This is a genomic window from Lacticaseibacillus absianus, from assembly GCF_013407595.1.
GTDB classification, from domain to species: domain Bacteria; phylum Bacillota; class Bacilli; order Lactobacillales; family Lactobacillaceae; genus Lacticaseibacillus; species Lacticaseibacillus absianus.
This window is the reverse complement of sequence record NZ_JABEKX010000001.1, coordinates 801,739-828,125: the sequence shown is the minus strand read 5'-3', so window position 1 is coordinate 828,125 and position 26,387 is coordinate 801,739. Positions and strand designations below refer to the sequence as shown.

The 26,387-nt window shown below is 61.2% G+C and carries 29 protein-coding genes; 14 read left to right on the top strand and 15 right to left on the bottom strand.

The genetic code is table 11. The annotated features are described in order from the left end of the window. Positions 1–34: 34 nt before the first annotated feature. The 6 genes from HII33_RS03440 to HII33_RS03415 all read right to left on the bottom strand — a co-directional run bounded on the left by HII33_RS03440 (position 35) and on the right by HII33_RS03415 (position 5,084). Positions 35–652 carry a hypothetical protein gene (locus HII33_RS03440; protein WP_179394397.1) on the bottom strand — a complete coding sequence of 206 codons (618 nt, stop codon included), beginning with the start codon at positions 650–652 and terminating at the stop codon, positions 35–37. Between the two features lie 111 nt (positions 653–763). Then, on the bottom strand, positions 764–1,420 hold the full coding sequence (locus HII33_RS03435) for an HAD hydrolase-like protein (protein WP_179394396.1): 657 nt from the start codon (positions 1,418–1,420) through the stop codon (positions 764–766). Positions 1,421–1,790: 370 nt separating this feature from the next. Continuing rightward, complete coding sequence (locus tag HII33_RS03430) at positions 1,791–2,954, bottom strand: cation:proton antiporter (protein WP_179394395.1); 1,164 nt, start codon at positions 2,952–2,954, stop codon at positions 1,791–1,793. A 182-nt stretch (positions 2,955–3,136) separates the two neighbouring features. Then, positions 3,137–3,655: a GNAT family N-acetyltransferase gene (locus tag HII33_RS03425; RefSeq protein ID WP_179394394.1), complete on the bottom strand. Its 519-nt coding sequence runs from the start codon at positions 3,653–3,655 to the stop codon at positions 3,137–3,139. A 130-nt stretch (positions 3,656–3,785) separates the two neighbouring features. After that, on the bottom strand, positions 3,786–4,112 hold the full coding sequence (locus tag HII33_RS03420; protein WP_179394393.1) for a hypothetical protein: 327 nt from the start codon (positions 4,110–4,112) through the stop codon (positions 3,786–3,788). A 69-nt stretch (positions 4,113–4,181) separates the two neighbouring features. Continuing rightward, entirely contained in the window at positions 4,182–5,084 is a 903-nt protein-coding gene (locus HII33_RS03415) for a proline iminopeptidase-family hydrolase (RefSeq protein ID WP_179394392.1), read from the bottom strand. A 148-nt stretch (positions 5,085–5,232) separates the two neighbouring features. On the opposite strand from HII33_RS03415, the gene HII33_RS03410 reads away from it, so the two are divergent. Then, positions 5,233–7,569, top strand: coding sequence for an HAD-IC family P-type ATPase (locus tag HII33_RS03410; protein ID WP_179394391.1), 2,337 nt, complete (start codon positions 5,233–5,235; stop codon positions 7,567–7,569). A 122-nt stretch (positions 7,570–7,691) separates the two neighbouring features. Here the strand turns inward: HII33_RS03410 and HII33_RS03405 are convergent, their stop codons facing one another. Both HII33_RS03405 and HII33_RS03400 read right to left on the bottom strand, forming a co-directional pair. Next, positions 7,692–8,141 (bottom strand): universal stress protein, encoded by a 450-nt coding sequence (locus HII33_RS03405; protein ID WP_179394390.1) that lies wholly within the window; start codon positions 8,139–8,141, stop codon positions 7,692–7,694. A 223-nt stretch (positions 8,142–8,364) separates the two neighbouring features. After that, positions 8,365–8,712, bottom strand: a complete 348-nt coding sequence (locus HII33_RS03400) for a hypothetical protein (RefSeq protein ID WP_179394389.1) — start codon at positions 8,710–8,712, stop codon at positions 8,365–8,367. Between the two features lie 156 nt (positions 8,713–8,868). Between HII33_RS03400 and HII33_RS03395 the strand changes: the two genes are divergently transcribed. Together HII33_RS03395 and HII33_RS03390 are read left to right on the top strand one after the other, a co-directional pair. Beyond that, on the top strand, positions 8,869–9,657 hold the full coding sequence (locus tag HII33_RS03395; protein ID WP_179394388.1) for a transporter substrate-binding domain-containing protein: 789 nt from the start codon (positions 8,869–8,871) through the stop codon (positions 9,655–9,657). Positions 9,658–9,705: 48 nt separating this feature from the next. Next, positions 9,706–10,410: an amino acid ABC transporter permease gene (locus tag HII33_RS03390; RefSeq protein WP_179394387.1), complete on the top strand. Its 705-nt coding sequence runs from the start codon at positions 9,706–9,708 to the stop codon at positions 10,408–10,410. Positions 10,411–10,458: 48 nt separating this feature from the next. Here HII33_RS03390 and HII33_RS03385 read toward each other — a convergent pair whose 3' ends face one another. Beyond that, positions 10,459–11,160, bottom strand: coding sequence for an ArsR/SmtB family transcription factor (locus HII33_RS03385; RefSeq protein ID WP_218841893.1), 702 nt, complete (start codon positions 11,158–11,160; stop codon positions 10,459–10,461). An 89-nt stretch (positions 11,161–11,249) separates the two neighbouring features. Here HII33_RS03385 and HII33_RS03380 point away from each other — a divergent pair, with 89 nt between their 5' ends. After that, positions 11,250–11,801 carry a flavin reductase gene (locus HII33_RS03380; RefSeq protein WP_179394385.1) on the top strand — a complete coding sequence of 184 codons (552 nt, stop codon included), beginning with the start codon at positions 11,250–11,252 and terminating at the stop codon, positions 11,799–11,801. 219 nt (positions 11,802–12,020) lie between these two features. Beyond that, positions 12,021–13,829, top strand: coding sequence for a M3 family oligoendopeptidase (locus tag HII33_RS03375; RefSeq protein ID WP_179394384.1), 1,809 nt, complete (start codon positions 12,021–12,023; stop codon positions 13,827–13,829). A 98-nt stretch (positions 13,830–13,927) separates the two neighbouring features. On the opposite strand, the gene HII33_RS03370 is transcribed toward HII33_RS03375, so the two are convergent. Continuing rightward, positions 13,928–14,425, bottom strand: coding sequence for a flavodoxin domain-containing protein (locus tag HII33_RS03370; protein WP_179394383.1), 498 nt, complete (start codon positions 14,423–14,425; stop codon positions 13,928–13,930). 171 nt (positions 14,426–14,596) lie between these two features. Between HII33_RS03370 and HII33_RS03365 the strand changes: the two genes are divergently transcribed. Continuing rightward, on the top strand, positions 14,597–15,094 hold the full coding sequence (locus HII33_RS03365; RefSeq protein WP_179394382.1) for a thiol peroxidase: 498 nt from the start codon (positions 14,597–14,599) through the stop codon (positions 15,092–15,094). A gap of 83 nt (positions 15,095–15,177) precedes the next feature. Here HII33_RS03365 and HII33_RS03360 read toward each other — a convergent pair whose 3' ends face one another. Next, positions 15,178–16,836, bottom strand: coding sequence for a malolactic enzyme (locus tag HII33_RS03360; protein ID WP_179394381.1), 1,659 nt, complete (start codon positions 16,834–16,836; stop codon positions 15,178–15,180). A 108-nt stretch (positions 16,837–16,944) separates the two neighbouring features. Here HII33_RS03360 and HII33_RS03355 point away from each other — a divergent pair, with 108 nt between their 5' ends. Then, positions 16,945–17,829 (top strand): LysR family transcriptional regulator, encoded by an 885-nt coding sequence (locus tag HII33_RS03355; protein ID WP_179394380.1) that lies wholly within the window; start codon positions 16,945–16,947, stop codon positions 17,827–17,829. Position 17,830: 1 nt separating this feature from the next. Then, positions 17,831–19,195, top strand: coding sequence for a class II fumarate hydratase (locus HII33_RS03350; protein WP_179394379.1), 1,365 nt, complete (start codon positions 17,831–17,833; stop codon positions 19,193–19,195). A gap of 36 nt (positions 19,196–19,231) precedes the next feature. On the opposite strand, the gene HII33_RS03345 is transcribed toward HII33_RS03350, so the two are convergent. Beyond that, positions 19,232–20,140, bottom strand: coding sequence for a magnesium transporter CorA family protein (locus HII33_RS03345; RefSeq protein WP_179394378.1), 909 nt, complete (start codon positions 20,138–20,140; stop codon positions 19,232–19,234). A 125-nt stretch (positions 20,141–20,265) separates the two neighbouring features. On the opposite strand from HII33_RS03345, the gene HII33_RS03340 reads away from it, so the two are divergent. From HII33_RS03340 to HII33_RS03325, 4 genes are read left to right on the top strand one after another with little or no spacing between them, the layout of a single operon-like run. After that, complete coding sequence (locus HII33_RS03340; RefSeq protein WP_179394377.1) at positions 20,266–20,625, top strand: DUF488 domain-containing protein; 360 nt, start codon at positions 20,266–20,268, stop codon at positions 20,623–20,625. Continuing rightward, a complete protein-coding gene (locus HII33_RS03335) occupies positions 20,622–21,182 on the top strand; it encodes a 5-formyltetrahydrofolate cyclo-ligase (protein ID WP_179394376.1) in 561 nt (186 codons plus the stop codon). Before HII33_RS03340 ends, HII33_RS03335 begins: the two co-directional genes overlap by 4 nt. Positions 21,183–21,209: 27 nt before the next feature. Continuing rightward, entirely contained in the window at positions 21,210–22,157 is a 948-nt protein-coding gene (locus tag HII33_RS03330; RefSeq protein ID WP_179394375.1) for an AEC family transporter, read from the top strand. A 4-nt stretch (positions 22,158–22,161) separates the two neighbouring features. Further along, positions 22,162–22,650 (top strand): hypothetical protein, encoded by a 489-nt coding sequence (locus tag HII33_RS03325; protein ID WP_179394374.1) that lies wholly within the window; start codon positions 22,162–22,164, stop codon positions 22,648–22,650. A gap of 225 nt (positions 22,651–22,875) precedes the next feature. On the opposite strand, the gene HII33_RS03320 is transcribed toward HII33_RS03325, so the two are convergent. From HII33_RS03320 to HII33_RS03310, 3 genes are all read right to left on the bottom strand, one after another. Further along, complete coding sequence (locus HII33_RS03320; protein WP_179394373.1) at positions 22,876–23,331, bottom strand: NUDIX domain-containing protein; 456 nt, start codon at positions 23,329–23,331, stop codon at positions 22,876–22,878. A 70-nt stretch (positions 23,332–23,401) separates the two neighbouring features. Then, positions 23,402–24,028 (bottom strand): transcriptional repressor LexA, encoded by a 627-nt coding sequence (lexA, locus tag HII33_RS03315; protein WP_179394372.1) that lies wholly within the window; start codon positions 24,026–24,028, stop codon positions 23,402–23,404. Positions 24,029–24,296: 268 nt separating this feature from the next. Beyond that, positions 24,297–24,482, bottom strand: a complete 186-nt coding sequence (locus HII33_RS03310) for a hypothetical protein (RefSeq protein WP_179394371.1) — start codon at positions 24,480–24,482, stop codon at positions 24,297–24,299. Between the two features lie 227 nt (positions 24,483–24,709). On the opposite strand from HII33_RS03310, the gene HII33_RS03305 reads away from it, so the two are divergent. Both HII33_RS03305 and HII33_RS03300 read left to right on the top strand, forming a co-directional pair. Continuing rightward, on the top strand, positions 24,710–25,903 hold the full coding sequence (locus HII33_RS03305; RefSeq protein WP_179394370.1) for an AI-2E family transporter: 1,194 nt from the start codon (positions 24,710–24,712) through the stop codon (positions 25,901–25,903). Then, entirely contained in the window at positions 25,900–26,379 is a 480-nt protein-coding gene (locus tag HII33_RS03300) for a hypothetical protein (RefSeq protein WP_179394369.1), read from the top strand. Before HII33_RS03305 ends, HII33_RS03300 begins: the two co-directional genes overlap by 4 nt. Positions 26,380–26,387: the final 8 nt, after the last annotated feature.

Here is a 26,387-nt window from a genome sequence, read left to right as displayed (position 1 = left end):
CAAGTGTGGTGTGGGGACCGCGCTTTTTTTTTGCTCAAAATCGCTTGGGGAGCAACCGGACTGTGACGTGGAGCGGGGCCTTCACGTCCGGGATCCGCACGCTGGCAGTGACCTGGGCACCGGTGAACGTCGCACCGTCCGGGGTCACGTAAGTCAGCCCCTTGGCGGCGATCGGTGCCACCGCAAAGGTACGCGCCGCCGGCAACGCCTGGACTGGCCAGCCAGTGCTGTCACCAGCGCCGGCAGCGAGCGTCCGCTTCGCCAATGTCAAGCGCGCGCTGGGGTGCCATGTCCCGCTCACCTGCGTGATCGCCAGCTCCCCCGCCGTCACCCGCAGCGTCGCGTGCAACGTGAAGCCCAACGTCGCGCTCGCATGGGCCTTCCCATTCCGCTTCAGGCGGACCCGGCCCGTCACGGTCAACTGCTGTTGCTGCGTAACCGCTAGATCAAAGTCGCTTGAGACCGCCTCATCCCCACTCACGCGAACAAGAACTGCCGCACGCGGCGCCCGGCCTTCCCCGATGGTCGCAGTGGCGACAGTCTCGCTCGTCGGGCCACTCACCTGCGGCCAGATCACGATTCGGGCCCCGATCGCAAGTAGCGTGATCAGCCCAAAGCCCAGCCCCAGAATGCCCCATTTGGTCTTCGTCATCAGCCTGCCTCCTTATGTCGCCCTTCGACATCAGCCCTACCGCCGCGAGCCTTATTCACGTGTTGGCTCGAAGCGCCCTCGGATCCATGACCCGAGAGCGCTTCGACGCCTTTAACCGAGCACTGTCTGGATCCCGCTCGGCAACTGACTGGGCGTCTCGACCAGGCCCATCGCACCGGCACCATTCAGCTCGGCCGCGTCGCCGAAGCCATAGAGGACACCGAGGGTCTTGACTTGATTGTTCACGCCCCCTTGCATATCGGTGTCGCGATCCCCGATCATCAAGCTCGATGCGAGCGGTGCCTGTGCCTGATCCAGCGCATAAGCCAACACTGCAGTCTTCGAGCTACGGATCCGCTCGTCCATCGTCGCCCCATACATCCCGGCGAAGTAGTGGCCCAGATCAAAGTGAGCCGCGATCTTATCGATCATCACCTCAGGTTTGGCCGAGGCGATGTTCAACTGGTAGCCCGCTTCTTGGAGCTGCGCCAGCGTCTGCTCAATGCCAGGATACAACGCCAGCTCGTAGATCCCCTGGTCGAGATAATAGGTCTGGTAGTGCGTGATCGTCTCCGCGACCGCGGCCGGCGTCAGCGTCGGGTAGTAACGGTTCAGGCTCGCAGTCAACGACGGCCCGATGAACTTCCGGTACGTCGCATCGTCCAGCGGCGGCAGCTGCATCGCCTTGAGCATATACTTGATCCCACCGACGATTCCGCGTTCAGAATTGGCGATCGTCCCGTCAAAGTCAAAGAATAAGTGTTTCAAGAGTCTCTCCTTCACATCTGCGTCTGCCTCGACTTCACACCAAGGCGCCTCTGCCATGATAACTGCTCCCTGTAGTCCTGTCAAAACAAGCAGGCGTCAAGCAGTTTTGGCCCACAACTCAACACGGCCCCGCGGCCCTCAAGGATCGAGGGCGACACGGGGCCGTGCTGACAAGGCTTGCTTGCGCGTTGGAACGCCGTGCGTAACGGCCAGACATGCGCTGATACGAGTGGTGCTTGTTGACGCAACCTGGTCGGGGAGCGTCGGGCCTTCATCACCGGCTGGTGATGACACTCGGTCGCGCTTGCTTATGCCCCAACCCCGCCGCGTGACGCACTCAGAGGCTGGCGATGCGTCGCCCCCGATCGGATCATTCACGCTCTGGTTGCGGGCGGCGCTGCAAGGCCTGTTTGAGCATGAACGGCGCGATCAGCGTCGTCAGGATGATCACGAGGATCACACTGGAATAAAAGTCACGGTGGAGCAGCTGCGCATCAAAGCCGATCTGCGCGACGATCAGGGCCATCTCCCCGCGCGAGACCATGCCCGAGCCGATGATATGCGCATCCGTCCAATCCATCCCGGCAAGTTTGGCCCCCGCGCCACATCCCAGCCATTTTGTCAGCAGGGCGAGCACCGTCAGGATCACGATGAAACCGAGGTCCTGGAACAGCCCAGTGAAGCGCATGTTCAACCCGATCGAGACGAAAAAGACCGGGATGAACACCGCGTAGCCGATCGCCTCAAGGGCGTGATCGACCTCCCGCCGGTAAGGCGTCTGTGAGATCCCAACGCCGGCGAAGAAGGCGCCGATCACCGCGGACAGGCCGAAAAAGTCAGCGAGATAGGCCATCCCCAAGCAGAGCAAGAGCGACATGATCGTCACACTGGCAGCCGGGATCAACCGCTCCGCGAGGTGCATCAAGAACGTGGCGGCCCACTTGACGACCAGGTAGATCACCCCGAAGTAGGCGACCTGTTCGACCAGCGTCAGCCACAGCGGCGCATCAGTCACGCTGGCGCCGGTCCCGAATACACCGACGGCCACGCTGAGGATGATCACCGTCAAGATGTCATCCACGACGGCGGCGCCGAGGATCGTCGCGCCACTGCGTGAGTCAAGGGCGTTCAATTCCTTGAGCACCTCTACAGAGATCGACACCGACGTCGCGGCAAAGGTGATCCCCAAAAACGCGGCGGCGACGAAAGAGAAGCCCCATAGTTCGCTGAAAGCGAAGATCACCGCGACAGGGACGATCACCCCGATCACTGCCACCATCACCCCGGGCCGAAAGTAACGCCGCAACAACGTCAGGTCCGATTCCAACCCGGCGATGAACATCAAGACGATCACCCCGATCTCAGCGAACTCGCTCACCATGTCCGTTGGCTGGACCCAGCCCAAAAGCGCTGGGCCGAGCAGCAATCCGGCCAGTAGCTGCCCGATCACTGCCGGGACGCCCAGCTTCAAGCTGAGCTGACTCAACAACAGCGTCGTCAATAAAATCAGTGCCAGTGTTCCCAGATACCCCATCCGTCTCCTCCTATGGCTTCAACCGTCCAGTCGGTCCAGTTGGCCGCACCAGCCACCGCTGGCCCGCTGTCACCCCGCCTTGATGTGCAGCCGAAGCGGTGATCGCGCCCGCGTGCGCACCGCTTCGGGCGGTGCGCCAGAACGAGGCGGCTCGTTCACCAACTTGGGCCCGCCCGGCGCGGCTATTTCAGTAGCAACTGGTAGGCGTTACGCTCCGGGACCGGTTCGTCCAGATAGACGATCCCGCGGTACGAGAAGCCGTTACCGGTGATGACATGCTGCATGATCACGTTTTGGGCATGCGTGTCGATGCGCACATCCCGGTAGCCCCGCGCATAGGCCTCCGTCAGCAGATTACTCATGAAGAACTGGCTGAGGTGCTGACCGCGGATCGCCGCGGACACCGCGAACCGGTGGATCATCATGTAGAAGTCCGTCCCGATCCAGCCGTCCCCATCGATACGGGTGTAGAACGGATCCGGCCCGTCAAGCAGGCTCGCGGTTCCGGCGACCGTGTCAGCGACGACCAGCAGACGATTCGTCCCTTTCGCGATGTCTGCCTCGACCGCCGCGCGGTCAGGATACGTCCCCTGCCACTGGTCGATCCCCTGCGCCTTGAGAAACGCGCGTGCGTCTTCGATGATGCCCATGATCGCTGGCACGTCGGCCGGTTGCCCTTGACGAACATAGATTGCTGGCATGTTGCCACCTCCAGGAAAGTTATAGGGTCTATTGTCGCGTATTTGCGATTAAAAATCAATGAGAATCGCACCACGGGTGGGGTGCCGCCACCAAAAAAAGCAGGCCCTAGGGTCTGCTCCGTTGGTTCACTCAGTCTTGCGGGGCCGCTTCGGCCAGCAACCGTGGGGCGTGGTGTGGGTGCCCGTGATGGCTGTCACAGCCAGGGTGTCGGTGATGTCGCCCCAGCCCAGCGCGAAGCTTGGCTTGTTTCGTGCGTTCTTTTTCGACCTTGACCTTCTGGTGCGCGACAATGATCTCTGTGGTCCCGACGATCGCCAGCGCGATCGGGATCACGTGAACGACCGCCAGTGCGACGAGCACTTCAGGCTTGGCCTTGATGACTTCACTGAACGTATGCACCGGCTCTTGCGCCGTGTCTGCGATCTGTTGGACTAAAGCGTGGGTCTCTTTGAGCATGTTCAACACCTCCTGCCTTCATTCTACCAGCTTCTGGACCAAAACCCAGCATGACCAGTTTCTTTTTCGCTACCGGTCTGCGGTCGCACGCAACCACTCACCCAAGTATTGGAAGTAATCCTCTGGGTTATCCAGCATCTGACCGTGGCCGGCGCCTGGCGTCACGTGCAACGTCGCGTCGGGGATCGTCTGGGCCATGCGCTCGGCCGCCGCTAGCGGCATCGTCTCGTGGCCGCCAAAGGTCAGATACGTCGGCACGGCGATCTGATGGATCTCCGCGCGGCGGTCCCAGTCCTTCAGCGCCCCGACCATCACGAATTCATTGTCACCTTGGAAGTAGTTGTACACCGGTGTGCCTTGGATCGAGATCAGGTGGCGCGGTTGCGGGTCGGCCGCGTGGTGCAAGTAGTGTTCCCCGAGCGTGGCGACCAAGCCCTGATAGCGCGCGTCGTCGAAAGCATGGCGCGCCTCGACGTCTTTCATGTACGCGACGTCTGCCGCGCTGAACATCGCATCGCGGATCGCGTTGATATTAACGATATACTCATCTAGATTGTCGATCATCGAGCTCAAGATCAACCCACGCAGGTGCTCGCCGTAGCGCAGCGCGTACTCGATCGCGAGCACGCCGCCCCAACTCTGCCCGAGCAGGAAGAAGTGATCGAGGTCGAGTTGCTGCCGCACGGCCTCGACTTCGTTCACATAGTAGTCGATGTTGAGAAACTGCGAGCGGTTCGCGGGATCCGTCCAATCTGGTTGATCGGAGAACCAGCTGCCGAGCTGGTCATAGCGGGTCACCTGCACCCGGTACGGGGCAAGGCGCTCCGCGAAGTTCTCGAAGACTTGGTTGTTGCCGCCGGGGCCACCGTGTAACGTCATCAGCTGAATATCGCCGGTGCCGCGGGTCTGGGTCCAGAGGTGATACCCGTTATCGAGGGTGACAAAATGAGTGCCGTTCGGGGCTGTTTGCATACGCACACTTCCTATCTTGTTTGTCCTCCACTTTAGCCTTTCTCTAAACGCGATGCAATCCGCTAAAGTTTGGGTTAATTCAAGCGCGCGTGCAGCCGTTCCCCGGTGTGATTCGTTACAATAGAATCAAGAACGGAGATGATGCCTGATGACGCCGACCACCGATCCGACCACCGGCTTGACGCAAGCCGAAGTGGCCGCCAAGACCCGTGCAGGTGAGCATAACCTGCCGATGAAGCCCCTAACGCGCAGCGTGGGCCAGATCATTCGCCAAAACACGCTGACGCTGTTCAACTTCGTCAACCTCGCACTGGGCGTCTTGATCTTCACCACCGGTAGCTACAAGAATCTGCTGTTCCTTGGCGTGGCGATCATCAATACCGCCATCGGCACCTTCCAGGAGATCCGGAGCAAGCGCCGCATCGATGCGATGAGCATCCTCGCCGAGACCCCCGCGCGCGTGCTGCGCGACGGCCAGTGGCAGGCGATCCCGCAGGCCAAACTCGTCTTAGGCGACCTGCTTGAACTGCGCCGCGGTGCCCAGGTGCCGGTAGACGGTCAGGTGGCGTCGACACACGGGATCGAGGCCGACGAGAGCCCCTTGACGGGTGAGTCGCATCCGATCACCAAGCATGAAGGCGATCCGCTGCTGTCCGGTAGCTTCATCGTCGCAGGTTCCGCGCACATGCAAGTCACTGCCGTTGGGGCAGACACCTTTGCCGCGAAGCTCGCCCTGGAAGCCAAGGCAGAGAAAAAAAGTCAAAGCCAGCTGCTGGCAACGATCAACCGCATCATCCGCATCCTCACCTACGTCCTGATCCCGCTGGGCACCGCCCTGTTCGCCGTGTCGATGATCCGGCGCGGCAACTACGACCGCGCGATCCTGTCGACCAGCGCGGCGATGATCGGGATGATCCCGGAGGGCCTGGTCTTGCTGACTAACGTGGCGCTGGCCGTCGGGGCGCGCAACCTAGCCGCCAAGCGCGTCCTCGTGCGGGCACTGCCTGCGATCGAAGCGCTGGCGCGCGTGGACGTGATCTGCCTCGATAAGACGGGCACGATCACCAGCGGCCAACTGCGCGTCGCCGCGGCGCATCCCGCCCCAGGCGTCACCAGCGAGACGCTGACCACCGCCGCCGCCGCGATCACCTATGCCTTGAACGACGACAACGAGACGGCGCTGGCGATCAAAGCTGCCTACCCCGCCCCGAGTGCACCGGCACTTGACACGGTGCCCTTCAGCTCCGCCCGCAAGTGGTCCGGTGCCCGCTTTGCCGAGCGTAGCCTCGTGATGGGCGCCCCGGAATTCATCTTCGGTGCACAGCTCGACCCCGCGGCCGCGCACCAGATTGCTGCGGCGACCGCCGCTGGGTACCGCGTCATCGCCATTGCCAGCGTCCAGCCACCGCTCACCGCCCCACTTCAGGGGTTGCAGCTGCTTGGCTGGCTCACCATCACCGATGAAGTGCGGGAGACTGCAGCCGCCACCTTCAAGTTTTTCGGCAGTCAAGGCGTCGCACTCAAGGTGATCTCGGGTGACAACCCCGTCACCGTCGCCAACATCGCCAAGCAAGCGGCCCTGCCCGGCGCATCGCGTGCCCTCGACATGACGACGATCGCCGCAGACGCAGATTTCCACCCGCTCGCCCGTGACTACAACGTCTTCGGTCGTGTGACCCCTGACCAGAAGAAGCGCCTGATCGCCGCGATGCAAGACGACGGGCACACCGTTGCGATGACTGGCGATGGCGTCAACGATGTGTTGGCCCTGCGCCAGTCCGATTGCGGCATCGCCATGGCCAGCGGCGCCGAGGCGGCCAAGAGCATCGCCGATTTTGTCCTGCTCGACTCGAACTTCGACGCGATGACCGGCGTGCTCAACGAAGGGCGCCGCGTGATCAACAATATCGAGCGCGTCGCCTCGATGTACCTGGTCAAGACGATCTTCTCTGTGATCCTGACTGCGATCTTCGTGTTCATGAACTTCGACTACCCGATCACGCCGATCAACTTGACGCCGGTCACCGCGATCACCGTCGCGATCCCATCGTTCTTCTTGACGTTGGAACCCAATTTTGACCGTGTCACCGGCCAGTTCATGCAAAAAGTCATGACCATCGCAGCCCCCGCCGCCTTGGCCGTCGTCGGCTACACATTGGTCATGACTTGGGTCGAGTCCTTCTTCGGCTTGTCGTTCGCCCAGACGTCCACGCTGGTCGTCTTCATGATCGGCGTGATCTCATTTCACGTCCTGCTCTTGGTCTCTCGACCCTTCAATCGCTACAAACTCGCGATGCTCATCATGATCGCCGTTGCGTTCTTCGGCACCTTCTTCATCGTCAACGGCATCTTCTCACTCGCCAACCTCTGGCGTTGGGACCTAATGCTGATCTACTTGCCGGCCCTTGCCTCGAGCGTACCGGTCTACTACCTCCTGCAAGAGTTCCTCGGCCGCCGCATCCTCTCACGGATCAACTGGCGGTGAGACGGTCATCATCGCAATGGCCCCGTATGGCTCGCTCAGCGCCACCCCGTGGCCTTTGATAGGGCCCCAACCCCAACGCGCCGCCTCCCAGGTCTCTGGCAGGCGGCGCGTTGGGGTCTTATTCAATTCGCTTGCGGGTTGGCGACGATCAAGACGTCGCACGGCGCGTTTTCAACGACGAAGCTGGCGACCGAACCGATGAACATCCGTGTGACCATCTTCTTACTGCTGCGGCCTAAGACAATCAGACTGGTCTGGTAGTCCTTCGGGGCATCATAGGCGAGCACGCTGCGCCGACTGCCGAAGCGCAGGTGGATCGCGACATCGAGTCCCTGGGCCTGCAGCGGCGTCGCGATGTCCGTCAACTCTGCTTCCGCGCGCTGTTCGGCGTTGTACAGGATCTTACCATCCACGCCGGTCGTCGACGCCAGCCCCATGTGGTACTGGCGCGTGTCGATCACATGGAGAAGATCGATCCCACAGCCACGGGCTTGGGCGATCGCGACTGCCTTGGCGAGTGCCTGATCAGACGCTTCCGATCCATCTAGTGCCACTAAGAGCCGTTCATTCATGCCGACACGTCCTTTCTTGACTCGCGGCGGGCCACCCCGCCTCTACCCTAGTTGTAACACACTGGGCGTCACAGAGGGAAGTGAGCTGAAGGGGTGTCACAACCGCGTCTACACCTGCCGATCACGCGATCAGCCAACCACACATTGCGTGAAGGCCCTCGATCGCTTCACTACCCACCGCTGCCGATCATCAAAAAAGCCACCCGCCGGGGGTGGCAAGCGTTCAGTAGTACCGCGAGTGGTTGAAGAAATTGAGGCGCGCAACGATCGTGTTCGGATCACACTGACTGCTTGGCAGGACCCAGAGGCCGATCGAGGAAAGGTCCTTCATGATGAAGTTCGTCACGGCGATCTCGGCTTCCGCTGGATCCACGGCAAAGCCGGCGTCCTTGGCGGCCTGTAATGCGACTTCCACGTCGATGGTGACCGTGTCGACGAAGTGGGTCTTCAGCTGGTCATAGACCGCCTCGACCTGCGTGTTGACATAGGCTTCGACGGCCTTGAAGACCTTGGCGTTCTTGGCTTGCAAGTCATAGTAGCGCGTCACTAAGTGGTTGTTGTCGATTTCCATAATGAACCCCCTTACGTCCCATAAGCTTACCGTGATTATGCGTTAATTAAAAGAAAAATATTTGGCCAGATGAGAATCCGTTAAAAAAACTCGCGCACAAAAAGTAAGTCGTGTATAATATGGGTTACTGATTTTTCCATAAGGGAGGAAAACACATTGAAGAAATGGTTGCTTGCACTGGCTAGTGTCGTTCTGCTCGGGGCGTTGGCGGCTTGCGGCAGTACATCCAAGACCAGTGATTCCAACGAATTGAAGCTCGTCACGCCTGGCACCCTGACGATCGGCCTGGAAGGCACCTACCAGCCTTACAGTTACCACGAGGACGGCAAGCTGACCGGCTTCGAAGTCGAACTCGGCAAGAAGGTCGCCGCTGACCTGGGACTCAAGGTGAAGTTCGTCGAGACCAAGTGGGATTCCTTGATCGCCGGCCTGGACGTCAACAAGTACGATCTGATCCTGAACAACGTCGCCAAGACCCCAGAGCGCGCGGCCAAGTATCGCTTCACCAGCGCCTATACCTCTGGCAAGTCCCAACTCGCCGTCAAGAAAGACAACACGTCGATCAAGACGATCCAAGACATCAAGGGCAAACAGATGGCGCAGAGCGTGACCTCGAATAACGCCCAGAACGTCAAGAAGCTCGGCGCGACCATCGTGCCCGTCGACGGCTTCGCCCAGTCCGTCGCCTTGATCGAACAGGGGCGCGCAGACGGGACGGTCAACGAGGCCGCGTCCTTCTACGCTTACTTGAAGCAAAAGCCAGACGCGGACATCAAGCTGATCGAAGTCGGTTCGGCGATCACCGCTAACCCGGCGCGCGGGCTGTTGCGCAAAGATGAAGCCCCGCTGCAGAAGAAAGTCACCGCTGCGATCGATAAGCTTCGCCAAAACGGGACGCTCGCTAAGTTGTCAAAGACCTACTTCGGTGGCGATATCACCGACTGATCCACCGCCCGGCTCAGCCGGGATACATAAGCATTAAGGAGGCTCCATATGTCCGCATGGCAAATCGTCACCAAGTCGTTGCCTGACTTGCTCGCGGCGATGCTCAAATATACGCTCCCGATCACCGTCATCTCGTTCGTACTGGGCCTAGTGCTCGCCGTCCTCGTCGCCTTGGTCCGCATCTCGCCGTCCCGCAAACCAGGGATGCGCGCACTCAAAGGCGTGACGTGGTTCTACGTCTGGATATTCCGCGGGACGCCCCTGCTCGTCCAGTTGTTCCTGGTCTTCTTCGGGCTCCCCTACCTCAAGGTCAACGGCCACGTGCTGATCGAGCTGAACGCTTGGACCGCCGGGATCATGACCTTCGCGCTCAACACAGGGGCTTACGCCTCCGAGACCATCCGCGCCGCGATCCTTTCGGTGCCGACGACTCAGTGGGAGGCCGCCAAGGCGCTTGGGATGCGCAAGTCGCTGATCCTCCGCCTCGTGGTCCTGCCTCAGGCGGCGCGCATCGCCTTGCCGCCATTGTCCAACAGCTTCATCAGTCTGATCAAGGACACGAGCCTGGCCAGCGGGATCACCATCATCGAGATGTTCCAAGTCAGCCAGCAGTTCGCCGCACTGTATTATAACCCGCTCGTCTCGTACAGTCTGGTCGCCTTCTTGTACCTGATGCTGACGACGCTTCTCACCGGCGCGCAATGGTGGTTGGAAAAACGCACCAGCCGCTACCTCGAACCCGAAAATGCCTAACCTAACAGGCCGTCGACTGACTCCAGTCGGCGGCCTGTTGTGTTCTTCTTACTGCGGCGCCGCTGGTAACGTCAGGCCAAGCGTCGTCGCGCACCACCGCCGGCCACTGGGGGTCACCGAGACCGCCCGCGCCGGGCCACGGGTGAGGACCTCGCGCGCCTCAAGCGCGACCAGCATCGCGTGGCCGACCGCGCCACCGAGGTGGTAGCGCCGCTGGCTCCAATCCAGACACCGGACGGTCAGCTGTCGGGACTGCTGCGCCAAGGTCGCTGGCTCGATCGCCAGCGTCCGCTGGAGCCATCCCTCTCCGGCAGGGGTCAACACGAACCGTTGCGCCACAACGCGCAACAGCCCTTGCGCCTGCATCGCGTCACAGATCGCCACACCGACGGTCCCGGCCAGATGATCGTAACAGGTCCGCGCGTACGCTAGCGCGGCGGCGGGCCGACGGCGGCTCAGTGCCTGGACCGGTCGGGCAGGCACCAGCCCACTCAGTGTCTCGAACGCAGCCGCCACCGTCGGGTCCGCCAGCATGAAGTAATGGTGCCGTCCCTGGCACGTGGTGGTCACCACCCCTAGCTCGACGAGCTTGTGCAGGTGGTAAGTCCCTGTCTGCGGGGTCACCCCACCAGCCCGCGCGAGCTCCAGTGCCGTGTGCGCCTGGCCGTCCATCAAGAGATCCAAGAGGCGCCCCCGCGTCGGGTCGGCGAGCAGCCGGGCCAGTGCGCTCACATCTGGTAATTCTGGCATCCGAGTTCCTTCTTTCGGCCCGAGCGCCATATTTCGATGGCACTCGAATGGTTTTGGGGTTATCTTAGCAAAAAGAAAGAAGGAACGCTATGCTGATCGATCACACAACCACTAAGACTTACTTCGCTTACCCGATCTTCCTCGTCGGTTACCAAGACGCGCAGTTCGGGGCCAATGTCACCACTTGTAGCTCAAGCTACAGCCTCGGTGATATGTTCTGCTTCGGGCTCGGGGCGACCGGTCACGCGGCTGCTCAGATCCAGCGCACCGGTGTCTGCACGATCAACTGGTTGCCCGCTGACGCCCTGCCGCAACTTGAATACGCGGGGTTTCACCACGCGACGGCCAAGCTCGCTGGCGGCCAGTTTCCGCACACCACAAGCGAGGCCGGCCCGTTGCTCACTTCGGCCTTCGCCGCCTTGAGCCTGCGTATCGACAGTGCGGTGACGACCCACGGCGCCGTCAACTTCACTGCGACGATCACCCACCGATACGTTCAAGCGACGGCCATTCATAACGGTCAACTCGACGTGCTCACTCTGGCGCCGCCATTGTTTGCCGGCGACGGCCATCAGCGCGTCTACCGTACGCTTGCGCCAGGCCATCAGGCGTTGGGCGCGTTCTCACCAGACGCACAATGATCGCTCACCACGCTGGCCATCCAAGCGCCGGGAGTCCAACCGTCACCCGCGGGATAACAAGCAGTGTGCGAGGGCCCAGGCCAACGCTTCGATCACGCCAGGTGGCCCCACGCATTATCGCCCGAACTTGCGTCTCCGTCCCCTCATGCAGTTCTCACTCTGCTATAATGAGTCCATCCCCGGCGTTCAGACGCCGACGCAACCGAAAGGAGCATCACTATGCCTGCTACATCTTTGCCCCGCGCGCCAGTGGACCCACGGCTGACCTGGGACCTGACCGCGATCTACCCGAACGACACCGCCTTTGAGGCGGCGATCAGCCAACTCAAGGCACTCACCGCCGATTTTACCCGGATGTACCAAGGACGCCTGACCGCTGCACCGGTGATCATCGATGCACTGGCCGACTACGCCAACATCGAGGCCATCGTCGATAAACTCGCCCACTACGGGACCCTGCCAGCTTCGGCGGACACGACCGACGCGGCGGCGGCCGCGCGGGCCAACCGGACCGAGGCCCTGCTGGCCGCAACGGAAGGCCAGCTGACCTTCTTTACCGCCGAATTGCAGCAACAGTCCGATGCGATCCTGGATGAAGCAGCGGCCGGCGACGTCGATCGCGCGGCGTTCATCCGCCACATCAAGCTGGGCAAGGCCCAGGCCCTCGACCCCGCCGCGGAAAAAGCGCTGGCCGAGCTCAGCCCCGCATTGAACGCGCCGAGCGCCATCCGGAGCCAGAGTATTTTTGCCGACATGGACTTCGGCAGCTTCGAGGTCGACGGCACGACCTACCCACTGTCCTTCGTCTTGTACGAAGAGGAATACCAGAAGCATCCGAACACCAAGGTGCGGCGCGCGGCCTACCACCAGTTCTGCAAGACGCTGGCCCAATACCAAAACGCGATGGCGGCCGGTTACTACAATCAAGTCGCCAAGGAAAAGACGCTGGCGACAATGCGCGGTTATGACTCCGTGATCGACTACCTGCTCGCACCGCAGGAAGTCACCCGCGACATGTTCGACCGTCAGATCGACGTGATCATGAACGAACTCGGCCCCGTGATGCGCCGCTATGTCACCCACATCAAGCAACTGTGGGGACTTGACCACATCGGCTACACCGACCTGCAGATCGACCTCGACCCTGAGTTTGCGCCTAAGGTCACCCTTGACCAAGCGCCGAAGTACATCGAAGACGCGATCGCGCCACTCGGCCCGGACTACCAGAAGCTGATCATGCGCGCCTTTCCCGAACGCTGGGTCGACTTTGCCCCGAACGCCGGCAAGGAATCCGGTGCATTTGCCACCGAGCCATATGGGGTGCATCCGTATGTCCTGATGAGCTGGAGCGACACGTTGCCGGCCATCTACACCCTCGTCCACGAGCTCGGTCACGACGGCCAGATGGCCCTGACCTCTGCCGCACACGGGATCCTCGGTGTCTATCCGTCGACCTACATCGTTGAAGGCCCATCGACGTTCCATGAGTTGCTCCTGACCCACAGTCTGATCGAAAAAGCCACCGAGCCGCGCATGAAGCGCTTCGCCTTGAGTCGGCTGCTGTCGGATACCTACTTCCACAACTGCGTCACGCACCTGTTGGAAGCGGCGTTCCAGCGCGAAGTCTACAAGCTGATCGACGCCGGCGAGTCCTTCGATGCCGCCAAGCTCAACGCCCTCAAAAAAGGCGTTCTGCATCAGTTCTGGGGCGATGCAGTCGACCTTGACGACGGGATGCCAGAGCTGACCTGGATGCGCCAGTCGCACTACTATATGGGGCTGTACTCCTACACATACTCCGCCGCAATGGTCGTGTCCACCGGCGCCTACCTGCGTGTGCGTGAGCTCGGTCAGCCTGCCTTGGATGATTGGAAAACTTTCCTAGCCCTGGGCGATTCCATGCCGCCAGTCGAGGAAGCCCGCGTCGCGGGGGTCGACATCACCACCCCGCAGGCACTGCGCAACTTGGTCCACTTCTTGGACGAAACTGAACAACAGATCGAAGCGCTGAGCGCCGAGATCGGCTAACTTTGAGCGAGGTGCAGGCCCAGTGGCTGCGCCTTTTTCTGTGCGGTGCCCACACCAAAAAACCGGGCAGCCCACCCGGCCCCCGGTCACATGCGGTATCAGTTCAACAAGCCGAGGTCGTCGAGTTGGTGGGCCGCCCGCAAAAGCGGGCGCACCGCGTCCGACTGCGGCGCACACGTCTCCGGTGCCGCAGCCCGCTGGCGGTTGAGGTGAAACAGTAGCCGCAAGCGGACCGGCAGTGTCTTAGGCTCGACGCGGCCCCGAAAGTAGAAGAACTGCGGGGACTGCGCGCAGCGCTCGAAGGTGCGCGCCCGGATCCGCTCAATATTCACCTGCTCGTCAGCCAGCATCCCAGTCCCAAACACCAGCAGGTACTCCGGCAGGACCGCGGCATACTGGCGATAAAACCGCGTGAAGCCCCCGACCTTATCGCCCCATAGGTGACCCCCATAGACGACCAACTTGGCCGCCGCCAGTTCGGCGGCGGTGATAAACTTGCTATCGATCACTTCGCAGTGGAACTCACGCGCGATGTGCAGCGCATATTGTTGCGTGAAGCCGGTCTGCGAGGTATAGACGATCACCATTTTGGCCATGCGCGAGCTCCTTTCCTGTCTTGTCATCACTCCTGTATTATAACAAGTTGTCACATGGCGACTCAATCTTCTGGCCGGTTTGTCATCAAAACGATAATTTAATTGTCTGCAATCGAAATACTGACGCGACTGTGTTACACTAGGGTCAACTAGTGTGAAGGAGGAGTTTCTATGCAAATCACGCGTCATGGCGCCCCACAACAGACGGTCGGTGAACCCCCGATGATCGGCCGGACACTACCAGACTTCACGGTGACCGCCGCTGACGGTCAGCCGCTGACCCGCGCGGCGCTGAACGGACAGTACACCCTGATCAGCGTTGTGCCAGACATCAACACCCGGGTCTGCAGCATCTCGACCAAGAACTTCAACCAGGCGATGGAAGGGTTCAACACCGTCGGTTTCTACACGGTCTCGACGAACACCACCGACCAGCAGCAGGACTGGTGCGCCGCTGAAGACGTTCACCGCATCCAGCTTGTCTCGGATGCCGCCGGCGAATTCGGGACGGCACTGGGGCTCCTAGTCCCGGACAATCACACGGATGCCCGCAGCGTCTGGGTCATCGACCCGGCCGGCAAGATCGTCTACCGTGAATTGGTTCTTGAACAGACGGATGAACCGGACTACGACGCCGCGCTCGCCTACCTCGAAGCACACAGCCACTAAGCACCGCCCCCCAAAAGCCAACAAGACCCGAAGCGATCGTGCTTCGGGTCTTGTTGGCTTTTGAGGCGGATCGGGCGACTACCTCAAGGACAGTCGATCATCTCGGGCAGTGGCTGATAGATCGGGTGCCATTGCGCAGCCAAGACTGTCTCGGCAACGTCTGTGACGGGCTGTCGATTCAGTCCTTCGGCGACAGCCGCAGTCGCCACTGCGATCGCCACCGTCTTGGAGAATTCATCGAGCTTCGCGACCGGCGGCAGGACCGGGGCGCCCGGCACACTAGCATCGACCAACCCACTCAAGCTGTGCGCAGCTGCCTCGATCATCGCATCCGACAGCCGGCTGCTGTCCACGGCGATCGTGCCCAGCCCCAGCCCGGGGTAGATCAGTGCGTTATTGGCTTGCCCGATCTCGTAAGTGATCCCGTTGTAGGTGACCGGCGCAGACGGGATCCCAGTCGCGACAAGCGCCCGTCCCTCGGTCCAGCGGATCAAGTCCGTGGCACTGGCTTCGATCAGCTTGGTCGGATTAGAGATGGGGAAAATCACCGGCCTTGCGGTATGCGCCGCCATCTCACGGATCGCTTTTTCCGTGAAGGCGCCGGGCTGCGTCGAGGTGCCGACCAGCACCGTCGGGTGAACAGCTTCGACCACTGCCTCCAGCGACGTCAGCGTGTCTGGCGCGCTGAATTCTGTCCGCTTGCGGGCAAACGGTCGCTGGGCCGGTGTCAGGCTCGGGTCGTCTTCAAACAGCAGCCCCTGCTTGTCGACAAGGTAAAAATGCTGCTTGGCCTCAGCCGGTGCCATCCCCGTCTGTAGGAATGCCGCATAGATGCGGGCGACGATCCCAGCGCCTGCAGTCCCGGCGCCGAAGCACAAGTAGACTTGATCGGCCAAGGCCTGACCCGAAATGCTCAGCGCGCCGAACAGGCCGGCCAGAACGATGATCCCCGTGCCTTGAATATCATCGTTGAAGGTCGTCAACTGCCCCCGGTACTGCTCGAGCAGTGCCGCCGCGTTGGCTCGCCCAAAGTCCTCCCAGTGCAGGTAAAGGTGCGGGAACACCGCGGTCGCGGCCTCAACGAACCGGTCGACAAAGGCCCGGTATGCGGCGCCGGACACTCGCGGCTGACGCAACCCAAGGTACAGCTCGTCAGCCAAAAGCGTCTGGTTCGTCGTCCCGACGTCCAGCACGACCGGCAGCACCTGCGACGGGTCGATACCGGCTGCGGCCGTGTAGACCATCAGCTTGCCCACCGCGATGTCGACCCCTTGCGTGCCCCAGTCACCGATCCCCAGGATCCCTTCGGCGTCGGTAACGACCAGCAGGCGGATATCGCGCCCGTTAGCCGCATGGCGCAGCACGGTCTGAAAGTCCGCCGTGTCGGTGATCCTCAGGTAGGTCGCATTTTGGGGCTCGATGAACAGCGCACTGTACTGCTCGATTGTCTCCGCAATGGTCGGATCATAGACGACCGGCATGAACTCACTGAGGTGTGCCGAGAACAGCTTGTAGAACAAGACGTGATTGACGTTGAACAACTGCATCAAAAACAGCCGCTTCTCTAGGGCGTTGGCTTTGCGTTGATACTGTGCGTACGCCTGGCGCACCTGCTGGTCGAGCGTCTGGATCGCTGGTGGCAACAAGCCGTTGAGCCCATACCGATCGCGTTCGGCCTGGGTAAAGGCAGTTCCTTTGTTCAAAAACGGGTCATGAAGCAACTGTTGCGGTGTGATGTGCATGTGGCGCCTCCCGATCGATTAATGGTTCCAGCTTACCGCGGGCAAAAAAAGATAGTCAAACGGCGTATTTGTGATACGCTACGTTTATATGAGTAAGAGGAGGACACGATGAACACCCGGGACCTGGAATACTTCGCTGAACTGTGCACCATCAAAAGCTTCTCGCAAGTTGCCGCCCACTTCGGCGTGACGCAACCGACCATCACGATGGCACTCAAGCGCCTGGAGCGGCATTACGGCGTGACCCTGATCGACCGCGACCAGAGCCATGCCGGCATCAGCGTGACGCCGGCTGGCCAGCAGCTTGCTGCGCGCGTGCAGGTGATCATCCAGCAGCTCACGGCGGCAGAGGCCGAGCTGGCCCGGGCCGAAGCGGCGAAGTTGCAGTTCGGTCTGCCGCCGATCATCGGCAGTGTCCTATTCCCCCGGCTGGCGGCCCAGCTTTTGGCGGCCGGCTTGATGACCCGGCTTCAGCCGCACGAAGCCGGGTCTGACCAGCTGCTGGCAGACCTCCGCGCCGGCCAGCTCGACCTGGCGCTACTGGGCTCGACGGCGCCACTTCAGGTCCCTGGGGCCCGCGTGACGCCACTGGCGCAAGTGCCATTCGTGCTCGTGATGGCCCCCGATCACCCTCTGTCTAAGCGGACACCCCTACACTTCGCAGACCTCGCAGCCGAACCGTTCGTCACGCTCAGCGAAGGCTTCGTGCACACCCAAGCGTTGACATGGCTCACCCGTCAGTCGGGCGTGCGCCCGCGAAGCGTGTACCGCACGCCTGACGTGACGCTGCTCAAGCAGATGGTCCAGGCTCGAGTCGGCCTCGCCTTGCTCGCCCAGATCGCCATCACCCCGAGCGACGCACTGGTCACCCGCCGGCTGAGCGACCCGGGTCAGCCCGTGTTTCACATGCAGCTGGTGACAAGCCAGACGCTGGCTCCCAGCCCCACGTTGACACAGCTGACCACGATCTTGACCTCAACAAAGGAGAACTGATATGCGCATCGAACACGATTCCCTCGGCCCTGTAACGTTACCCGATGATGTCTGGTGGGGCCCCCAGACCGAGCGCTCGCGCCACAACTTCACCGTCGGCCCCTTAATGCCGGTGGCTGTGATCCGCGCGCTGATCACGATCAAGCGCGCGGCCGCACAGGTCAACGGGGAGACCGGGGCCTTACCAGCGCCGGTGGCAACGGCGATCGATGCCGCAGCGGACGCGCTTTTGGCCCTCCCGGCAGCTGACCTGATGGCGCATTTTCCCCTTCATGTCTATCAGACTGGCAGCGGCACGCAGACGAACATGAATGTCAACGAGGTGCTCGCCTACCGCGCGAGCGCCTTACTTGGCGCGCCGGTGTTGCCGAACGACCACGTGAACTGCGGTCAATCTAGCAACGACACCTTTCCGACCGCGATGCACCTGGCGGCTTACCCTGCGGTGACGGCGGTGCGCGACGCCCTGCGTCACCTCGATGAGACGCTCGCGGAGAAGGAAGCCACTTACGCGAACACGGTCAAACTCGGCCGCACGCACTTGCAAGACGCGACGCCCTTGACATTCGGTCAGGAGGTCTCAGGCTGGCGTGCCAGCCTCGCGCAAGGTGAGCAGACCCTAGCCACCCTCCAACCGCAGCTACTCGCACTCGCCTTAGGGGGAACTGCGGTCGGCACTGGCCTGAACACGACCCCTGCGCAGACCCAAGCGATGGTCACCGCGATCGCCGCTCAGGTCGGCCTGCCGTTCACCAGCATGCCGAACAAATTCCACGGTCTGGCCAGCCACAGCGAGCTGACGAGCATGCACGGCGCACTGAAGACGGTCGCCGCCGACCTGCTCAAGGTCGCCAACGATATCCGGTTTCTCGCCAGCGGCCCGCGTGGTGGCTACGGCGAGTTGCGTATCCCGGCCAACGAACCCGGTAGCTCGATCATGCCGGGCAAGGTCAACCCGACGCAAGCCGAGGCCGTGACCATGATCGCCACTCGCGTGTTGGGCAACGATGTCACGATCGGCGTTGCTGCGAGCCAAGGCAACTTCGAGCTCAATGTCTACAAACCTGTGATCATTGCCGCGTTCCTCGAAAGCTGCGACTTACTGGCCGGCGGGATCGCCCAGTTCGACCGTCTGCTTGTCACGGGCCTGACCGCCGATCCGACTCGTATGCGCGCCTTAGTGGATCAGTCGTTGATGCTGGTCACGGCGCTATCACCGCACATCGGCTACGAAGCCAGCGCCAAGATCGCCCAAGTCGCCCAGCAAGACGGCCTGAGCCTGCGCGACGCCGCGTTGGCGTCTGGGCAGGTCACCGCCGCCCAATACGCGCAATGGGTCGACCCACTGGCGATGACCCGCCCCTGAGCCCGCTCGTCCACAAGCCGGCGACGCCGCGGCAATTCAGAAGTAATCCTTGCGTTTCAACCACCAAGCGGTCCCGGCACACAGCAAGGCGGTGATCACCAGTGTGGCCCAGAAACCCCAGATCGGTTCTTGGAACGGTAGCCACGTGTTTTGGCCCCACAGACCGGAGACGATAGTCGGGATCGTCATGATGATCGACACCGAGGTCAGGACCTTCATGATCAGGTTCAGGTTGTTGGCGACCACACTGGAGATCGCGGTGTTGTACTGGTCAAGGATCGCCTCGGTGCTTTGCGCCAGCGTCTGGGCCTCCCCCACCTCCACCTCGACTCGACGCAGGCGCCAAGCGTCTTGTTGGTGCGTAAAATAGCGCGGCGAATCCTGCAACGCCGCCACGACCTCCCGGCTCCGGGCCAGTGCCGCCGTGAAGTACACCAGGCTCTTGCCCAGCGTCATGATCTCATAGAGCAACGTGTTGTGTGACGAGTGGCCGACGCGCACCTCCATCTCCTGTGTGCGTGCCGCCATGGTATCGGTGTCTAGCACGAACTGGTGCAACACGTGCCAGATCATCCCTAACGCCAAGCCGCTCGCCGTGTCTGCATCGTCGAGCGCCTGCAAAAAAGCGTTTTTGAGCCGCAGGGGCTTGGCGGTGATCGTGATCAGATCCGCGTCGCTCAAGACCAATGCCAGTGGCGCGGTCTCAAACCCTGCATCACCCGTTGCGCTGGTCGCTTCAAGCGGCAAGCGCAAGATGATCAGCAACGGCGCGATCTCATCACCATGTAGGCCCTCCACATGCGGATCTTCATGCGGGTCGAGTGCGGCACGCAACCACGCCGTCGGGATCGCGTGATCGGCTTGCAGCGCCAGCACCTCCGCTTCGCTGGCCGATTCATAGCAGTGCCAGTGCCCTCCGTTGGCCAGCGGATATCTCTGATGCATCGACATCACCTCCTTCCTCGATTGTAGCCAACTGCGCCTGCGTGCGTCCACGAAAGCGCCGTCATCTGACGTCGACTTGACGCCGCGTGACCACACTGCTTTAATCGAGGCAGGAGGTGTTTCGTATGGAGTTCATTCCTGTCCGGATCTACGCACACACACAACCCACGGGGTATCGACTGCTTGTCGATCGCGTCTGGCCCCGCGGCATCAGTAAGGTCAATGCGGCCCTAGACGAGTGGGCCAAAGACATCGCCCCATCAACTGAGCTCCGCAAGTGGTTCGGCCACGATGAGGCCAAGGCTGCTGAGTTCACCCAGCGCTACACCCAAGAACTCGACGCCAACCCGGCCACCCCGGCCTTCATCACCCACCTCGAGGCACTCGACGCCGCGCGCGTGCTCCTGTTGTTCGGGGCCAAGGACGAGACGACGAATAACGCGACCGTGTTGGCGGCTTACCTGCGCCAGAAGTTGGGGGCATGATGGCCAAACCGACGATCCGCCAAGCGCAACTGGCCCGCCTCAAGGCTGCGCAAGCCGAGACGCAAGCAGCTGGACCACGCCTGCTCGAGTGGTTGATGACCACCCCTCAGTGGCAGACCGCGGCGACCATCGCCACCACAGTCAGCAGTCCGATCGAGGTGCCGACCGCCCCGGTGATCGCCGCCGCGGTGGCCGCGGGCAAGCGCGTCTATCTGCCCAAAACGATGCCGCACCGCCAGATGGCCTTCTTACCCGACCCCGGGCCAGCGGCGCGCATCACCAGCCCATACGGGATCCCGGAGCCCGCTTACGATGCGGCGGCCGTCGATCAGCAAGTCGACTTGGTGATCGTGCCTGGCATCGCGTACGCCCTGGACACGCACGCGCGCCTAGGGTTTGGCGGCGGTTACTACGACCGCTTCCTCGCGCAATATCGCGGCGCTACCATCACCTTAGCCGCCCCAGCGATGGCTGTACCGACCGCGACTTGGCCGATCGCCCCCACGGATATCTTGATCCAGACCCTGATTACACTGGCCGGGATCCACGTCAACTGAGCGGATTCCGGCCAAAGGAGCATTGTCTTGACTGTTTTATTTTCCAGTCTCGCCGGCGTGGCTGAGATCCTACTGCTCGTCGCGCTCGGCTACTGGCTGACCGCGATCGGGTGGTTCACCGATCGCACCAGTCAGATCATCGCGAAAGTCGTCACGCAAGTCGCCCTGCCGGCGTATATGGTGGTGACGATCAGCACGAAGTTCACCGCTCACGAACTGCGGCAACTGCTGCCCGACCTGCGCTTCCCGCTACTCTCCATGGCGCTTCTGTTCGGCTTGTCGATCGGGGTTGCACGGCTGTTGCGCGTGCAGGCCGCCCACCGTGGTCTGTTCGAGTCGATGTTTTTCAACTCCAACACAGTCTTCATCGGCCTGCCGGTCAATATGGCGCTGTTCGGCGCCAGGAGCTTGCCGTACGTGCTGGTCTACTACATGGCCAACACGACGATCTTCTGGACGTTAGGCGTTTACCTAATCCAAGGCGACGGCCCACACCCCGCTCGGTTTCAGTGGCGAGCAGCGCTTGGCAAAGTCTTCTCGCCGCCGCTGCTCGGATTCATCGTCGGCGTCGTGCTCGTCTTACTACCCGTGCGCCTGCCGGCTTTCGTCCTCGCAGACCTCACCTACATCGGCGATCTGACCATTCCCGGCTCGATGTTTTTCATCGGCATCGCGATGCACCAGGCCGGCTTGACCAACATTCGCATCGACCGCGAGCTCCTCGGAGTCTGCGCCGGGCGCTTCATCGCTGCACCGCTGATCATGACGGCCTTAGTCGCCGCCGCACCGGTTCCGGTGATGATGAAGCAGGTCTTCATTCTCCAGTCCGCGATGCCGGTGATGACCAACGCACCGGTCGTGGCGAAACTCTACGGCGCCGATGCCGCCAACGCCGCGATCACTGTCACCGCAACCACCCTGATGGCGACGCTCGTCATCCCGCTGCTGATGGTCGCCGTTCAACACCTCGGGTGAACCCATGAAAAAAAGTCTCCTGCTCCTGACCATCCTGCTGTTGAGTGGCTGCCACGCACTGGCCCCTGCCATGCGTCAGACCCCCACGGCACATCACGTCAGTCCCTCAAGCACCACGACGCACGTCAGTCGCCAGTCACGTGCACCGCACGCCCCGAATACGACGGCGGCAGTCGACGACCTGGTCGGCCACTACTTCGTCAACCAGGCTGACCATAACGAGGTGCTCCAGTTCTCCGCGGACACTACCGGCTACATCTTTGACATCCAGCGCCGAGAACCCGGTGCCGACTTCACCTCTGCCGCCGAGGGGATCTTCAATGCCACGCTGACCACCAGCGGGTCCACCTACACCTTGAGCGGCACTGCTCAGCCCAATGCGGCCGGCAGTACCCTTCAGTTCGAGAAGCTCAGCGCGACCAAGATCCGCCAGCTCCCCGACGGCCCGACTTTCAAGCGCGTGCGCAACGACGACCGTCGCACCATCCAGTGACAAGCAGGGGGCTGTGCCATAACGCGGTTTTAGCCCAGAGTATAAGAGAGACCCCCTGCAAAACCCGAACTTAGGTTTTGCAGGGGGTCTCTCTTATACGGCTTGCGCTGCCCGTTCGAACGCAGTGAGTTACAGGCAGACATGCGTTAGAAAGGGCGTTGCGTTATGGCACGTAACGTTCTGGAATAGTCGTGCCACCAGGGGTTATGTCACAACCCCCTCGTCTTACAACTGCTTCAAGTAATCCGCCAACACTAAGCGGTGAGCATCGGCCAGCGGACGCGGTAGGTCGGCCGGGGCGAACCAAGCGAAGGCCAGGGTCTCTGCATCGGCGACCACCGGCTGTGCGGTCACGTTCCGCACGATGTAGGCGGTGATCACGCTGTAAAACACGTCCCCGTTCGGGGCCGTGCGCGGCCCCATGCCAGAGTAGACCCCGAGCAACGTCAACGCTGCCGGGTCCAACCGGAGCCCACTTTCTTCGTGCACCTCACGGATCAGGGTCTGCGCGGTCGATTCACCGAGCTCCATCAAGCCCCCGAGCAAGCCCCAGCGCGCTTCTGGTTCATTCCGGTGTTGCAACAGCAGGCGGCCGGTCGGATCGACCAAGACGCCACAGCTACCAGCCAGGATCAGCGGCGTATGCCCGACCAGCTGGCGGATCGAGTCGACGTAATTCATCTCAGCACCTCCGATCACATCCAAAAGACTAAACCGGGCCACATCACAACGATGTGGCCCGGTCAGTGACTCAGACTAAGACTGGACGATACAGGCTCAGCACGACCCCTAAGATCACAACAGAGTCAAAGTACATATCCGCCATCTCGTCATTTTCAGGGTGCAGACGCACGCCGTCGCGCTCCTTGAAGAAGCGCTTGACCGTTGCTTCACCGTCTTCGGTCATCGCGACGACGATCTGCCCGTTCTCAGCCGTTTCCTGCTGCTTGACGATGATCTGGTCTCCATTCAAGATCCCCATCTTGATCATGGAATTCCCTTGCACGCGCAGCATGAACAGGTCATCGGCATCGTAGGCCAGCTCATCGGGGATCGGGAAATAGTCTTCAATGTTCTCGATCGCCGTGATCGGCACCCCGGCCGCAACGGTCCCAACGATCGGGATCCCAGCTTCACCGACGCCAATGAAGTCACGCCCGGCCTTCGTGATCTCAAGGGTCCGCGGCTTGGACGGATCTTTAGCGATCAACCCCGCGTCTAATAGGCGGTCGAGGTAGGCCGCAACGGTGCTTGAGGAGCTGAGCCCCACCGCCTTGCCGATCTCACGCACGGTCGGTGGGTAGCCGCGTGTATCGATCGATTCATGGATCGTGGTCAAGATCTGCTTCCACCGCTTCTGACTGGCTTGGGAAGGCATGGAATCACCGCCATTTCAATTTTTTCTGTCCCTAGCATACCAAAGAGAACGTTTGTTTGCAACTTTTTCACGAGAAGTCTGCCGACAAAAATCGCCCAGTTGGGCCTAATGACATTCAAGCAAGCGGCACCGGGTCGACCGCGCCAAGCACGCAAGATAAACATGTCCCCCGACCAAACCTGAACTGCGCCGGTTTGGTCGGGGGACATGCGTATACGCTGGGCTAGACTCGCGACGGTCGCAACGCCTTCAGCGATGGGCCTGCGCATCAGACGCGGTGGATCACCGGGATGTGTTTCATCTGCCGACGGTCGCAGGCGGAGCGCTTCATCTCGTAGAAGACGCCGACCAAGATATCGACCGCCATCAGCCCGATGCCGACGAACGTGTCGACCAGCAGCAGGCCGACCGTTGCGACGATCAGCGCGCGCAAGCCCCATTTGAGGATCATCATGTTCTTCGCCTCCTACACGTGATTTCTTGAAGTCAGTATACGCGAAAACCATCTCTTTGTAAAAGCCTTTTTTACATTGAATTTACAAACAATGCCGTGACGCCGGCGTTTGGTGATAGGTCGATACAAACCACGCCCTGTCGGCGACACAAATCGGTCCTGCGCCGGATTCGCTTTCCCCCGTTCTTTTGGGTATCATTGAAGGGAGAACAACCAGGAGGCTTCCTATGAATAACAAAAACTCATGGTTCTACCGCCACTTCTTGAACAACAAGTTCGCGATTGCTGCGTTCAACGTTCTACTGGCGCTGGTGATCATCTGGGTCTTCACCAAGATCGCTTGGGTCTTCCAGCCGGTCGGTAACTTCCTCGGCATCGTCGCACCGCCGTTCGTGTTCGCCGGGATCCTGTTTTACCTGCTGAACCCGATCGTTAACTGGCTGACGCGCCACGGCCTGCACCGCAATCTCGCCATCGCGCTCGTCTTCATCGGGGTGCTCGGCCTGCTGGTCTTCGCCGTACTCAAGCTGGTCCCGCCGATCGAACGTCAGGTGACCAGCCTGATCAACACTTGGCCGGAGACCTGGGCAAGCTTCACGCAGTGGGTCACGGACCTGAACGCCAACCAGGACCTGATCGCCCAAAAGGACCTGAACCAGCTGGGTAACGAGATCATGTCCTCGATCTCCGGCAAGGAAGGTCTGATCGTCTCTGGGACGGTCGCCCAGATCCAGAACCTCGTCGGCGTGGTCGGCAATGTCGTCGTCACCGTCGGGACCGCGCCGATCATCTTGTTCTTCATGCTCAAAGACGGCGACAAGTTCCCGGCGCTGCTCCTGCATGTCGTCCCGGTCAAGCTGCGTAAGAGCGTCAAGCAGATGCTCCACGAGATGAATGAGAAGGTCGGCTCCTACGTCCAAGGCCAGATCACCGTGGCGATCGCCGTGGGGATCATCTTCATGATCGGCTATTCCCTGATCGGGCTTCGCTTCGCCTTGGTGCTTGGCCTGATCGCCGCACCGCTCAACCTGATCCCGTACTTCGGCTCCGCCTTGGCGATGGTCCCCGCCCTGATCACTGGGCTGATCACCAGCCCGCGGATGTTCATTATGGTGATCGTGGTCTTCTTCGTCGAATGGCTACTGGAAACACAGCTGATCTCCCCGTTCGTAATGGGGAGCAAGCTGGAGATGCACCCGATCACGATCGTCGTCGTGCTGCTGACGGCGGGCAATATGTTCGGCCTTATCGGGGTCATCTTGGGGATCCCAGGCTTTGCCGTTCTTCGCATCGTTGTGGTACGCTTATTCAAGTGGTACCAGCAAGTCTCTGGGCTCTATGACGAAGCAGCCGCCCCGACCAGCCCGACGCCGACAGGGGCGCCGACCACTGCATCTGATACTCCTGACAAGAAAGCGTGACTGAATTGACCCTTTTTCTCCTGTCCCTCGATGCCGCCTTGCTCGCACTAGGCGTGTATAACCTCTACTGGCAGGCCCAGATCGACCTGCGCGGGAACTACGCCGGCTTCCAGGTCGTGATGGCCGCGCTGTTCGCCTTCTGGTTCCTCGCGACCGGCACGCCGAGCATCCTGATGGTGGTATTCTTCGCCGCCTTCATCACGCTGACCGTGATGTCCGGGACTTCCGGTCTCGCCAAGACCGCCGTCGTCTCAGTCGGCATGGTGCGCCGCGTCCTGCCGTACCAAAAAATGACCGCGATCTCGCTCACTCCGCTGGCCCTGCCCAACGGTCGAGAACTGGTCGTCGCCGTGTTCGGCCGCAGCCCACGCGGGTTCATCCGCCTGACGTTCAAAACCGATCTGCAATCACTGATGGCGACGCTACGACCGCGCGTGCCAGAATCTGTCCCGATCACGATCCAACAAGTCCAGTGAGCGCACAA